The organism is Lacipirellula parvula (assembly GCF_009177095.1).
Taxonomy (GTDB): domain Bacteria; phylum Planctomycetota; class Planctomycetia; order Pirellulales; family Lacipirellulaceae; genus Lacipirellula; species Lacipirellula parvula.
Map to the genome: position 1 here is coordinate 5386065 of NZ_AP021861.1, position 12850 is coordinate 5398914.

Consider the following 12850-nt stretch of genomic DNA (forward strand, 5'->3'; position numbering starts at 1 on the left):
ATGCGTCTTTCAACATCCTTTGCCGCCGTTGTACTCGCGATTGGGGTCGGTGTTACATCGATGCCCGAATGTCAGACAATTTGTTTCGGTGCAGACGTCGGTGACGCGAGCGGTACTTCCAGCGTGCTGCCGCGTCCGGACTTTCGCTTCACGGGGGACGTAGGACGCACGTACCTCGACTCGGACAAGCCTCAGTTCCCGCAGCCCGTCAAGGCACCCAAAGGCGCGCCGAACATCTTGCTTGTTCTGCTCGACGATGCTGGGTTCGGGCAGTTCTCTACGTTCGGCGGAGGTATCCCATCGCCGACGATGGATCGGCTCGCGGCAGATGGGTTGCGCTACAATCGGTTCCACACAACGGCGCTGTGCAGTCCAACGCGTGCTGCATTGATCACTGGACGAAACCACCACTCCAACGGCTTCGCAAGCATCACAGAAACGGCGACCGGCTACGACGGCTACACTTGTGTGCTACCCAAGGCGTGCGGCACGGTCGCCGAGGTGCTTAAGCAGAATGGCTACAGCACGGCATGGATCGGCAAGAACCACAACACGCCACCGTGGGATACGAGCCAAGCCGGCCCGTTCGACCGTTGGGCCAACGGGCTCGGCTTCGAATACTTCTACGGATTCAACGCGGGAGACATGAACCACTGGAACCCGATCCTGTACGAGAACCGCAACCTCGTGCCGGCGTCGACCGATCCGAATTATCACCTGACCGAAGATCTCGCGAACAGGTCGATTGCTTGGGTCCGGCAGATGAAGAGCATCGCGCCAGATAAGCCATTCTTTCTGTACGTCGCGCCCGGTGCGACGCATGCGCCGCACCACGCTCCCAAAGATTGGATCGAGAAGTTCAAGGGGAAGTTCGACGGCGGCTGGGACGCCTATCGCGAGGAGACATTGGCGCGGCAAAAGAAGCTCGGCGTCGTGCCGGAGAACACGATGCTGACCGAGCGGTCGCACGGTCTGCCAGCATGGGACTCGCTCAACGCCGACCAGAAGCGGCTCTATGCGCGCATGATGGAGGTGTTCTGTGCCTACGGCGCGCACGTCGACCACCGCATGGGTCGTGTCATTGACGCGGTCAAGCAACTGCCCGACGCGGACAACACGATCATCATTTACATCGCCGGCGACAACGGCTCTAGCGCCGAGGGCGGAATTGAGGGCTCGCTGTGCGAGAACATGTTCTTCAACGGCTTCCCAACGTGTACGGGAAGGTTGCAGTACTGCTGTAAGAAAGCAGCATCGCTCAGTGGATGCAGCTCCTGGCGAGCAGTCTCGGATTGCGCCGGGGCATTGGCAGTCATTGTGGTTCCTTTCGAATTAACGTACCGCGACGCTAACATGCGTCTTGCCCGCGGCCAAGCTCTCGTGGGCCGTGCCGTCTCGGCAACTGGAGCCGATTTAGAGCTTGAGGCCGATCACCTCTATCATTTGCCAGTCAGTCGTTGGGCCGTAGACGAGCACCCGCAGCGGGGCGATCTGCAAGAAATAGGGGCGACGTACACTGCCAGAGCAGAAAAGCCGCAACAACAGGCATGTAGCCATTACTCGAATGGCACCTCTCCGCAGCCGGGTACGAAGTCATTCCGATGTCCGTTGTAAGGTCGAGACGGCGGATTGCGAAGACTTTTTTTGCCAATGCAAGTCTTCGGCCAGCGAATATCGGATTAGACACCTTTGCGAGACTTGATCGTCGCAAATCGCAACGAGGAATTAGTTATGGATGGGTTTCCTGCGTACGGTCGTCACCTCGCTTACTTCGCGTTTGGGACGATACTGTTTCTAACAGCCGCTGGGTGCGGTCATAGAACCGTCACTAAGGTCACAGCGCCGACTACGGCAGGTGAATCGCCCATACCGATTGAACTCGCAGGAGAGACGTGGCGGGGCCTTTGGGAGTGTAGCGGAAATGGTATGCTTCTTAAGTTGAGCATTAGCGTGAGAGATGAAGACGGAGAACTTCGGGGAACAATGGTTTCTAGTGCCTATCCAAACATCCAAACTCTTCACCTCTACGACATGCAGGCTTACTCTGGTGGCCTATTACGATACTCCGTACGCTTCGGCGATGAACTCGATGCTTCGAATGAGGGCGTGGTGGACGCATTGATCAATGTCGGGACTAGTACTGTGAGAGCGAATAGAACACCTAGCTTCTCCGGATTCCTGAGACTCAATGATGACGGAACTGCCACTGCATTCCAGTTGTCCCCGGGTGCGAAAGAGTGGGTTATGCTTGAAGAGAACCTGGTGAAGCATAAGTTCCTGTGGTAGCGACGGAGCAGACGTACTACCGCTGGGAAAAAGAGTACGGGGGCCTGCGGATGGACCAAGCGAAGCGTCTCAAAGAGCTGGAGAATGAGAACGCTCGGCTGAAGCGTCTATTGGCAGACGCGGAGCTTGATCAGGCCATCTTGAAGGAAACAGCGCTGCAAGTGCGCTCGCACCAGAGGTCTATTTGTCGTAATCTTTATTATCACCTAACAAGTAGTCCAATGCCCTAACTACGACGGTCGGTCGTCGAAGTGTCAGAGCGCGAGTCAGAGTGCCGAAGTCCGACGATAGTGCCTCACGCGATTCTGCAGTTCTTCTATCGATACGATGGCAACGGTCCGCCGATGGGCCATTTTATGGCAGTTGGCGCACATCGGCGCCAAGTCGACGGCAGGATCGATGACTTGCCCGTGCAATTCGGTTATTGATCGCGTGTGATGAATTTCGATGTATTGATGGGCAAGATCAGCGCCGTAAGTCGCATCGAAATCGAAGTCGCACACTTTGCAGATGTGGCCGTGAATCTTCAATGCGAGTGATCGGTTGGGTCTGCTTCGCTCATAGACTATACGAAGTCGAAGCAGCTTCCTGCCTGCGGCTTCTGCAGAATTTCGATCATCGCCCGGTGTTTCAAGGACGGAGGCCGTCGCGTCACTAAGAACAATTGAAGTCGCTGATAAGCTTCTGAAGTAGTTAACGACTCTAGAGGTACCTCTAGCCGTAACGGCCGTAGTCGCTCACTACTCCTGCGATCAGCTTCAGCAGCCGCGGCTCGTCGCTGGGATCGTGCAATCGGGCGAGTCCGAGGGCGTCTCGAACGTGTTCAACCGCCCGGCGTCGCTTCGTCGGACTCCGAAGCTTCCCGAGGCGGCTTCCTTCAAAATCGCCTTATCAAGTCTCAGCGTCGGCCAAGAGACGCTTCAGCCGGGCTTTCTCCTTCTCCATCTCTTTGAGACGCTTGGCTTGGTCCATCCGTAGGCTGCCGTACTCCTTCTTCCAGTGATACTACGCCTGCTCCGTCACGTCGATCCGCTTACAGGCTTCGAAAACCTTCTTCTCCCGAGCCAGTTCTACCTTGGTCTCACGCAGATTCGAGACAATCCCTTCCGAATTGAACTTCGTTCCTCGCGGCGTCGGTATACTCTCCTTCGACTTGCGCTTCTCGCTCCAAGCGTGGGCTCTTCTGAAGGGGGCGGGTCACACTTGCCACTGCAGCTGATCTGCCGAATGCTCCAGCCCATATCTCCGCTACAGGGTCTACCGAAAGAGGCGTATTCTCCATGCACCGCATTGCTTGCGGTTGCAAAGCCGTCGCTAGTTAATCGATGCCCGCCGATTTCAGAAAATCGACAAGTTTAATTTGGTAGATTTTGCAGAAGTCTGAAAGCTCGACCACGTCGATCCGGCGTTCGCCAGACTCAACCTTCGAAACGAAGGATGCGTGCGTGCGAAAGTGCTTTGCCGCTTGGACTTGCGTCACGCCTGCGCGCTTCCGAGCCGCCCGTAATTCGGTAAGAAGCCTCTCGTACTTGGCAGTATGCCGTGACTTTGCCATTAATCGCTACGCCCAAGGTGGACGGAGCGTATCGAGCCAAGCTATAATTTCCCAAAACGGGAAATTCCTGTGTTAAAAAATTGCAGCCAACGTAGGCATGCCCGTTTATCCAGCATTTCCAAGTCACGTCGCATCATTAGTGGGTCGTGCGTATGCCAGCTGCCTCCTTGAAGTCAATCGGACAGTTCATCGGAACCGCTTTCGGCGCTTACTTGGGTTGGATGTTATTAGCGCAGTTGCAACTTCCTTCCCGCAATGTCGCCATACAACCCGAGGCTCCCACGGTCAATGCGTCAGCGATCCCTCGCGAGGGTACGGAATGGCCCCCAAAACTAATCCTCGCTATCAAGAAATTGCCTCCGCGCGAACGGGCGAGAGCAACGCAATTTCTGAAGGAACTTGAATTCAAGGGGTGGGATGGAGCGTCACCGGAACTGCGAGACGAATTCACAGACCTTTTTGTCGACAATGTAATGATTGACCAAATGAAAATGGCGCTTCAAGCGAGGTGCAATTCAGTAGAATGGGCAAAGCTTTCGCCTGATAAGAGAAAATGGTACACGTCGTTGTTAGAGCAAATGTATATGGCGACAATTAAGGAGACGCTTGCCACATCTAAAGAAAAATGGGATTCCTTAAACACTCAACACCGCATCATCAAGTGCGATATTGTTAAATGTTACCTGCAAGCAATAGGTGCAACCGATGTGGAGATTAGCCGTTACGCCGTATTCCTGGGAGATTTCATGAGCGCCGCGGCTTCCCATGTGACAATAAAAGATTCGTTGTTCGTCTTCTGTGACCAAATTGGACAACAACGCCGTGCGAAAAATCTTGCGGCACTTAATGAGATCGTCGATCTCTCTCTAGCAGGAGCGCAACTCCTCCAAGTCATTTCCCAGCCCTCTGAGTGATGTCACGCGCTCAAGCTGAAAGCTGGCGCTGCCAGTATACCGACTATGCGTCGGAGAGTTCGAATATTGTCGAGTACGCGCCTTACTCAGAACAAATAAGCTGGAGCGGATACGCTCTGCAGTGAGCTAAATCTGGTCCTGAAACGCGTCATAAATAGATGACGAGAGGTTTAGCGGTTGGCGCCGAAGCGCCCCGGCCTCCGCCATTTCTCTCTCCAGGAGACGCGCCTGTGAATTACACTCCCATGCATGCGCACGAGATGCGCGCTTACCGCGTGGCTGGCCACGCCGTGATGGCCCGCGAGCTCGGCGTCTTGTGCGAGACGCTCGGTGATGGCGATCGTCACTACCGCTTCGAAACGTTTTTCGATCACTGCCAACAAGCCGCAAAGAATCTGCCGTACGCTCCGGTTCGGAACTACGTTCGTTTCCTCATGGCGGGACCAGCGGCAGAACTACTTCGGCTAGAGCGGCACCACTCAATTGATCATCGCGCTCCAGGCCGTACGCGGTTCCGTCAACACTGGCTGCTACGCCGTCAAGCGAAGCCCGACCCGGCCCTCGACTGGGCCTTCGCCATCGTGATGGGTTGGTTCGGCGGAGGACGAACGCGAAACGCCGCGGAAGTATTCGATGATCACTGGCGTTCCGCGATTGAAGCCTACCAGTATCCAACGCTCTGGAAAGACGTCGATCGCATCGCGGAGGAGATATTGAGCCATGACGACATCTTCTGAGCCGCAAACGGAAAGTCAGCATGCTTCAATCGTTAATCTTCGCGCTTGCGGCAGCGCTGGTAAGCGTCGCTGTAGCGCTCGCTCGCGAGGTGCGCATCCGCCGAACGCTCGAGCGGATCATCGCGGTGCTCCTCGATCGACTAGGACGCCGTGATGAACAGCGCGAAAAGAACAGCATTAATGATAATCTCCCTAACTCTGTGGGGTCTAGTCGGTTGCCGAGACCAGTCGACGGAGATCGCCCGCGAGGCGGCTGACCGCCAGGCTCGCCAGAGCGAAATCATCGCTCAGACGGCTCAAGGAGCGAGCGAGAATGCTCGTCGTCTAGTGGAAGAAGAGTCGCGGGCTCGGCGCGACTTAATCCTCGCCCAAGGAAAGCTCCAGGAGGAGCGGAACCGGTTGCTCGAAAATTGGAGTGAGCTTGAGCTAAGCCGCCAAGCTGCAATTGAACGCCAGCGCCGATGGGCGGCGACCGAAACCGTAGGCGCCTCATTGGCGGCTGCACTGACTGCGCTATTGGCATTGGGTATTTGTTGGCGCGTCATGGCGGGACAGGGAAGTTCCGCCATCGACGTCGAGGCCGCTTGCTGGCTGTTCGAGCATGAAGCTTCGTGTGATGCGCGGACTCGTCGGCTTGCTTCGAATACTTCTATCGACACACCAGATCTCACAACTATTTCAGGAGAACTTTCATGACCACGACTACATTCTCAAAGACGTCATCGGCCAGTCTGCGTCGTCGCTGGCGACGGCAAATCGGAGTGCATGCTTTTTCGCGTTACGAGCGCCATCCTCGCGAGGGGGCAGCGCTCGGTTTCCATTACCACACCAACGGATCGAAGCTGGTGCCACTCCATCGATTGACAACCGTGATCGTGCTCGATGAGCCAGATCGTGGCGTGCAGCTTGTCGGCTATCGTCCAAGACTAGCCGGCAACTCGGTCGATTGGACTGCCGAAGTCGTGATGCTGAAGTCATTGAGTAGCTGTCCGCGGCCGTACGCCCGAGGACGGCGGCTTGACAGTCGCTGGCGATCGCTCTTGGAGTTGGCGTTGCGTCTCGACCACAGGCTTCAGCAAGCGCAGCGCCACTTGCGTCGAATGGAACATACTACGATTCGCTGGCCACGATTATGGTCGGCATTTTCTCTGGAGGCTGCGGAACACATTACGGTCCGCGGGGAGGAACTGTCAGCGCTGTGCGGGAAATTTGGCTTGCCTCCAAAAGCGATGCTAATCAAGTTCAAACGCCTCGTTGGCGGACAAGTCCTGCTTCCCGCAGATTGGATAGAGGAGCAGGGAGACTCCATGTGGGTGGAGTTATCAGGAGTACCGCCGCGCCAAGCGACCAGAGACACGGGCATCGCAAGTCGGTCGCGGCTAACACGGTAGCGGTAGTTGTTTGGACGAAGGGAGAGTTCTGTTTGGAAAGCTAACGTCAGTAACTATGGCACGCTAGATTGGAGGAAACATGGCGAACTTAAATTGCGGCAAGTTGATATTATCAGATGCAGCACACGGATTCATTCGACTTGTGGGAAGATGTTTGGCGGAGAAGTGGCGCCAGGAACAAGCGGCAGCTTCTGTCGAGGTCGACCGCAGCTCACGTGAAGCAGTCTTAGCTGGTGTGAGAGAAATTCCCGAAAATCCCGGTGCAATCGCATAGGAGAGCGATCTATTGGTTAACGGGGCGATCTAGCGGATAATACATGAAGAAGGAGTCTCGCATGCATTATCCCAAAGCTAGAACAGATCTCACTCCAGAAGTCGCGGCCCTTCTCGCGGAAGCCCTGGCGCGCATCGGTGTCCGTAGCGTCGCCTACCAACTTTGGGAGTCCGAGTTCTCTCCTGCCGAGCAGGAGCAACTCGGTGAAGATTTTCCGTTAGGTCGGCTGCCAGAAGCCTACGCCGCTCTCAAAAGAATCTCGTTAGAACGAGCCGTCTTGGATTTAGGAGTCGCTGCTGATGTGGTCACTCTATCGCGGCGGCGTCTCTTACTAAACCGTCTTGGCGAGTTAGCTGCGGAGCAGTCGATTACGATAGCGGTGCTACCAAATTTTGATCTGGCGACGGGGATACTGACTTTCGGGAAAAAAGAGTGCGCGGAATTCAAAGTTCGTGAGCCTCACACCAATCGATATCGAGTGCTCGAGGCTTTCCAATTGATGGATTGGGCTCGTGTTGTCGCAAACCCGTTGGATCCCGCGAAAGTCGCTACTGGCATCCACCAAGTGGTTGGAGAACTCAATCGAAAAGTGCCGATGATTCGCTTCTCTACACAGTCCGGTGGGGCTCAGATCTGTTGGGCGCCCGCCCCAGAGTAGTAGTCAAGTAACAGTCAAGCAGCATCGCTACAATTGTCGTTGTGATGCATGCTCGATGATGGTGACGCCGCGAGACGGATCTCGCCGTCATAGCCTTCTCGAGGATGCAATCATGGAGTACGACAAGAATCTTCATCTTGAGGATGACGAGATCATCCGTGCTTTGGCGACGGGTGGTATGGCGTCGAAATATCCGCCAATTCTCACAATGCCGCAGGCCGCTGAGCTAGCGCAATATCCACTAGGCACCATTCGTGACTGGCGTTCTCGCGGTCTTTTATCGCGGTGCAGCTTCCGTCAAGGGCGAGAGGTCCGCATCTGGCGAGACCGATTTATCCGTTTTGTATTCGGTCAGGACCAAGATGTCTCGAAAACTTCCAAACGAAAAGTATGAACTCGTCGGCGAGATCGTTTCGATCTACCGGCGAAAAAATTCCACCAAGTGGTGGGCTTACTGGCGACTCGACGGGTTCCAGAAGAGACGGTCGCTGCGCACAGAACACGTTGGAAAAGCTCGCAAGCTGGCACTTGAGCTCGAGCGGCAGATTATCGCGGGCACTGTGCAAAGCGCCGCCCAGCCTGCCGGCATCGAAGCGGCGATCGAAGAGTATATCGCTTACTTACGGGGCAAGCGTCGCTCCGTGAAAACCGTCGGAAAATACCAGCACTGCTTCTCAATCTTGTTGAAGCTCGCCGAAGAGCGTGGACTCAAGCGTCTGAACCAGATCGATCACCGCTTCGTCGACGCATTCCGAAATCTACGCTCGGAGAAGGCGAAGCCGAAAACGATTAAGAATGACTTGGTCACTATCCGCCAGCTGATAAACTTCGCATTACGGAGAAAACTGATTACTGAAGACCCGCTACATGGCCTGCAGATTGAGAGCGCCCCAGTCACGCCGCAGCCATTCTGGACCATCGACCAAGTTGGTCAAATCCTCACGGCTGCCAAACCACCGTACCAAGAGTACTTCCACTTTCTAGCATACACCGGCGCTCGCGCCGGCGAAGCCATTTGGCTAACGTGGGACGACGTTGATTTCGTCAACAGCGTCATCCATATTCGAGCTAAAGAGGGCTGGAAGCCCAAGACAGGCGACCAGCGCGTCGTGCCTATGGGGGCGGAACTGCGCGAAGTGCTTGTGCAGCAGCCGCGGCAATGGCGCTGGGTATTTACGGCGCGACCATCGGCCAAATGCCCCGTCGCTGGCCGACAAATCTCTGACCGTCGAGCCCTCAGTCATTTGAAGACGGTACTGAAAAAGTTGCAATTGGTTGGCCACCAACATACCTTCCGTCATTCCTTTATCTCGCACGCATTAACCCAGGGCGTGCCGGAAGCGATCGTCCGCAAATGGGTCGGTCACGTGGACGCTCGCATCATGAAAACGTACACCCACATCGCCGACCAAATTTCGCAACAGGCGATGCTCGGTCTATTCGCAAAAGACGATAAAGAGCCTCGACAAGAGCACCGGACGTCAGCGTGACGTCCGGCGGATATGCACAGTTGTGTGCACACTGACCAGGAGAAGAAACATGTTGACCTTCGAAAGCTTTGCAAATCAACACGTTACGAACGCGCGCTGGCGCGTTAGCGGAGGGCACGGGACTCGAACCCGCAACCGGTTGCCCGGCACCTGAATTCCAATCAGGACGCTAGCCATTCGCTTACCCTCCAGAAATGGCGTGAACCCCTAATGATAGAACACTTTACGCCACATGCAATCCGCGATTCGGCGCACGACGCGGGAGCCTAGAATTCCCGCACAGGAATAGAGAGCGCGTCGCGGCCCTAGCACCAGGGCATACGCGACTTAGAGGCGAGCAGAGCGCCGGCAATTAATCAACGGCTCTGCGTGCCGCGCCCTCCGGCGTACTGGCGGCGTGCATCCGCAGAATGCGGCGAGAAGAATGTTCCAGCCAACCTTACGGCGGCGAAACCATGTTTTCGTCGGCGCGGTTTCCGAGGTCGCGATGGATAATCGCATCGATGTCGTAAGAAATGTCGCGAACGCTGCCATCGCAGAACGACACGTTCCAAGTGGCGACATGGGCTGAGCCGTAGCGACCGGCCGTGACTTCGTCGGTAACGACGACGCCATCGAACAGCGGCGTCGCGAGCACATAGTTGAGCCCAACGAGCCAACCGGTGCTGCGATAGTTGTCGTTATTGAATCCGGTGCACCAGGTCTCGTTGTCGCCGCTATTCAGTCCCGACTCGTAGTCGCCGTGGGGAATGTATCGCTCGCCGACCAAGTAGGTCGACGACAAGCCGTCGAGCACATGGCGCGTGGCGACCTTGCTCCGTTCATAGGAAACGCCCGTCATTGTCGGCTCGCCGTTCGGAAGCTGCAAGAATCGCGATTGGTCGCTTCCCCAAATGCGGTTGGCCGTCCAAACGTCGGCATCGATGTAGTTTTTAGGCCCCTGCCCCAGCGCGTCGTTGTGCCACTCGCTGTAGACGTGCCCCGAATTGATCGCGTAATCGCTCCGACCAGCGGCGACGGGGGTGTTCGAGTTAAAGAAGCCGAGGCTCCCGCCCTCGTGAGCCGAAAGCGGATAGGTGCGGTTCGCGCGTCGCGACGGACAATTGAGCACGGAGAGGGGAGATTCTACGATCTGGCAGGCGCCAACCCGCTGGTCTCGCGTCAACACATAGGGATCGCCGTCAGAGGCGAGTTGGTGCAGCGCGCTCTGCTCGCAGTAGGGAAGCAGGTTGAACATCCAACCGCCGGGCTGATCTTTGCCAAACCCGCGGTCGGCGTCGCCCAGCCAATACCATCCCCAGCCGCCGGTCGGAAAGTGCCCCTGCCCGTCATGGTGGCTGAGCGAGGCCAGTGCAAGCTGCTTGAGATTGTTTTTGCACTGAGTGCGCCGCGCCGACTCGCGAGCCGATTGAACGGCCGGCAGCAACACGGCGATCAACATCGAGATGACGGCAATCGCCATCAACAGCTCGATCATCGTGAACGCACGCTGAGAAGTCCGCGCTGGGCGAATCCCGCGGCTCTGGAATTGCCGCGTCGTAGCCGATGTTCGCTGGTAGGCGGTCATGGCGTCTCGTCGCATTGCTGTCGGCCGCAAACGAGGGTCTCGCCTCACGATTGACGGCAGCGTCTTGGCAAGCTGCTGCGACTCTCGTTGGCGTCGACCGCGTCTGGGCGTGCGTCGAACTTCGGACTCAACCGGCTACTCGCCGAGTTGCAGTCCATATCGCGTTGATAAGTATTGGAAAACCCGCTGACGCTCGGCGTCCGACAAGGCCGAGTCGTACACGATCACTTCGTACATATTGCCTAGAAAGTATGCCTCGTACCAGGGTTGCGCGTGGCTGCCAATGTATTTTTTGGCATGCTGTTCGAGCCGCCGCGGGGCGTCGGATACCCCTCGGCTCACCCCGTTGACCGCCAGTTCGGAATGATTCCCGACTGCGTCGTAGGTGTAGGCGACAGCACACGGCGCCAACGGCTTCACTGGCACGCCGCTTATCATACCAACGTTTGAGGTCTCTCCAACAGAATTACTCGCCCAAACGAGGCCACGCGGCACGTGGTCGGTAAGGAGACTCAGCTCCAGCGAGGGGGCGTTCAAACCATACTTCAGCAGCATTCCGCCGTGAGTGGAGCTGGCAAACGTCGCGGGGCTGGGGGCGAACACCACAAACGCCGTCTGCTGGTCGCCCGCTTCCATCGGGCTCGTCGACAGATAGGTCGACCAGCCGTCGAATCGAATCGCCGGCCGCTTCTCCCCATCGCGAATCCACGTCGGGCAAAGGCGCTCGTCGAACTGCCAGGCGTCGTCCGGGAAACTGTTTTCGCCAACGAGAATATCGGGCCAAACCGAAACGGGATCCCCTTCCTGCATGCTCGGCATGACGTCGGCCGCCAGCCAGAGCGTCAGCTTCTCCGTCAGCGGCAACTGCGGAAGCTTATCGGCGGGGAGGTCGGGAATCAGGCGACGGACAAACTTCTTGCTATCGGCACGAATTCGTTCCGGCTTCTTCGCGGAGACGCCGAACTTCACCGCTTGGTCCTGGCGGGTGTGCACCAGATTGCCGTCGACGCCCTTTTCGCCGAGCGGCCGCGTGACGACGTCGCCGTCGAAAACGTGGATTTCCGAATCGCCGAGTTTGTCGACAGCCACGCCGAACTCCGTGCCCAGGTCGACGACTTCGGCCGTCGGCGTGAGGATCGTGTAGCCGCGGGCGAATCTCGGCACGGCGGCGGCGATTTTCCCCGACGAAAGTTTTGCTTCGATGGCGGTCGTCATCACCATGTCGACCGGGCCTTCGAGCATCACACGCGTGCCGGCGTCGTAGGTCAGCTGCACGATCCCTTTCGTCAGTCGGAGGCGCTGCCCAGGCGCCAGCGTATCGCCGAACTTCAGCCCCGAGACGCCTTTCGGCCACTCGCAACCAGACAGACCGGTAACTCGCGCTACGGGCGGGCTGCCGGGAGAGGCGGCTCCTTTGATAATCGCTTGCCGATGCTTCTTCACTTCGGCAGGATCGCTGGCCGCGGCGAGCGTGTGGAGGCGATCAAGCTTGGCCATCATCGTCGTGTACTGCCACATGAACGCCACGGCGGCGATGCTGGCGACAAGAGCGACCGCGACGCCGTGCCGATTGACGTAATCAGTGGCGCGCCAGAACTTAGTGGGGAGCGTGCTGGGCGGTTCTACAGAATCGGAGCGTTTGCGGGAACTCTGAGCCGTACCTCGGGCTAAGCCCGCCGCTCCCGCTGACGAAACCATGGGAATCACATCCCCCGACGCGGTCTGCTCCAGGGGATGCTGCAAGAAATCGAGCGCTTCGCCCAGCGTACCAATTTCTTCTGCCAGGACCGAATCGTCGTAGAGGAATCTCGCAGCCGACCGCCGCATGGCTTCACTGCCGCGCAGTAAATCATCGAGCCGTGCGCGCTGCTCGTCCGACAACTCTCCGTCGAGTGCGACGAGCAAGAGTTCTCGAAGTTCGTCTTCTTCGGTGGCCATTGATGATTCCAAGCGACGATCGGCGGTCGTCGTCGCTGCC

Annotated in this window: 9 protein-coding genes, 1 tRNA gene and 2 pseudogenes; 7 read left to right on the plus strand and 5 right to left on the minus strand. The window is 57.2% G+C overall.

Annotated elements, in window-relative coordinates; translation table 11 throughout:
• The gene (locus PLANPX_RS21130; RefSeq protein ID WP_198421788.1) at positions 1-1614 is read left to right on the plus strand and encodes a sulfatase-like hydrolase/transferase; all 1614 of its coding nucleotides are present in this window, start codon (positions 1-3) and stop codon (positions 1612-1614) included.
• A gap of 674 nt (positions 1615-2288) precedes the next feature.
• Positions 2289-2441 (plus strand): annotated as a pseudogene (locus PLANPX_RS21135) (transposase); the annotation flags it as partial.
• A 736-nt stretch (positions 2442-3177) separates the two neighbouring features.
• On the opposite strand, the pseudogene PLANPX_RS28535 reads toward PLANPX_RS21135, so the two are convergent.
• Together PLANPX_RS28535 and PLANPX_RS21145 are read right to left on the minus strand one after the other, a co-directional pair.
• Positions 3178-3279: pseudogene (locus tag PLANPX_RS28535) on the minus strand (hypothetical protein); the annotation flags it as partial.
• 325 nt (positions 3280-3604) lie between these two features.
• The gene (locus PLANPX_RS21145; RefSeq protein ID WP_152100644.1) at positions 3605-3841 is read right to left on the minus strand and encodes a helix-turn-helix domain-containing protein; all 237 of its coding nucleotides are present in this window, start codon (positions 3839-3841) and stop codon (positions 3605-3607) included.
• A 152-nt stretch (positions 3842-3993) separates the two neighbouring features.
• Between PLANPX_RS21145 and PLANPX_RS21150 the strand changes: the two genes are divergently transcribed.
• The 5 genes from PLANPX_RS21150 (at position 3994) to PLANPX_RS21170 (ending at position 9305) form a co-directional block, all read left to right on the plus strand.
• Entirely contained in the window at positions 3994-4755 is a 762-nt protein-coding gene (locus PLANPX_RS21150) for a hypothetical protein (RefSeq protein ID WP_152100645.1), read from the plus strand.
• 230 nt (positions 4756-4985) lie between these two features.
• The gene (locus tag PLANPX_RS21155; RefSeq protein ID WP_152100646.1) at positions 4986-5492 is read left to right on the plus strand and encodes a hypothetical protein; all 507 of its coding nucleotides are present in this window, start codon (positions 4986-4988) and stop codon (positions 5490-5492) included.
• A 153-nt stretch (positions 5493-5645) separates the two neighbouring features.
• Entirely contained in the window at positions 5646-6188 is a 543-nt protein-coding gene (locus PLANPX_RS21160) for a hypothetical protein (protein ID WP_152100647.1), read from the plus strand.
• Positions 6189-7218: 1030 nt separating this feature from the next.
• The gene (locus PLANPX_RS21165; protein WP_152100648.1) at positions 7219-7815 is read left to right on the plus strand and encodes a hypothetical protein; all 597 of its coding nucleotides are present in this window, start codon (positions 7219-7221) and stop codon (positions 7813-7815) included.
• A 254-nt stretch (positions 7816-8069) separates the two neighbouring features.
• On the plus strand, positions 8070-9305 hold the full coding sequence (locus PLANPX_RS21170; RefSeq protein WP_152100649.1) for a tyrosine-type recombinase/integrase: 1236 nt from the start codon (positions 8070-8072) through the stop codon (positions 9303-9305).
• Positions 9306-9413: 108 nt separating this feature from the next.
• On the opposite strand, the gene PLANPX_RS21175 is transcribed toward PLANPX_RS21170, so the two are convergent.
• The 3 genes from PLANPX_RS21175 to PLANPX_RS21185 all read right to left on the minus strand — a co-directional run bounded on the left by PLANPX_RS21175 (position 9414) and on the right by PLANPX_RS21185 (position 12810).
• A tRNA-Ser gene (locus PLANPX_RS21175) sits at positions 9414-9495 on the minus strand.
• A 249-nt stretch (positions 9496-9744) separates the two neighbouring features.
• Complete coding sequence (locus PLANPX_RS21180; RefSeq protein WP_152100650.1) at positions 9745-10887, minus strand: DUF1559 domain-containing protein; 1143 nt, start codon at positions 10885-10887, stop codon at positions 9745-9747.
• 120 nt (positions 10888-11007) lie between these two features.
• Positions 11008-12810 (minus strand): LamG-like jellyroll fold domain-containing protein, encoded by a 1803-nt coding sequence (locus tag PLANPX_RS21185; RefSeq protein ID WP_152100651.1) that lies wholly within the window; start codon positions 12808-12810, stop codon positions 11008-11010.
• Between the last annotated feature and the right edge of the window lie 40 nt (positions 12811-12850).

Coding starts and splice junctions, on each gene's coding strand:
- PLANPX_RS21165 (WP_152100648.1), top strand. CDS start 7,219: ATGCATTATCCCAAAGCTAGAACAGATCTCACTCCAGAAGTCGCGGCC.
- PLANPX_RS21180 (WP_152100650.1), bottom strand. CDS start 10,887: ATGCGACGAGACGCCATGACCGCCTACCAGCGAACATCGGCTACGACG.
- PLANPX_RS21185 (WP_152100651.1), bottom strand. CDS start 12,810: ATGGCCACCGAAGAAGACGAACTTCGAGAACTCTTGCTCGTCGCACTC.
- PLANPX_RS21130 (WP_198421788.1), top strand. CDS start 1: ATGCGTCTTTCAACATCCTTTGCCGCCGTTGTACTCGCGATTGGGGTC.
- PLANPX_RS21160 (WP_152100647.1), top strand. CDS start 5,646: ATGAACAGCGCGAAAAGAACAGCATTAATGATAATCTCCCTAACTCTG.
- PLANPX_RS21150 (WP_152100645.1), top strand. CDS start 3,994: ATGCCAGCTGCCTCCTTGAAGTCAATCGGACAGTTCATCGGAACCGCT.
- PLANPX_RS21145 (WP_152100644.1), bottom strand. CDS start 3,841: ATGGCAAAGTCACGGCATACTGCCAAGTACGAGAGGCTTCTTACCGAA.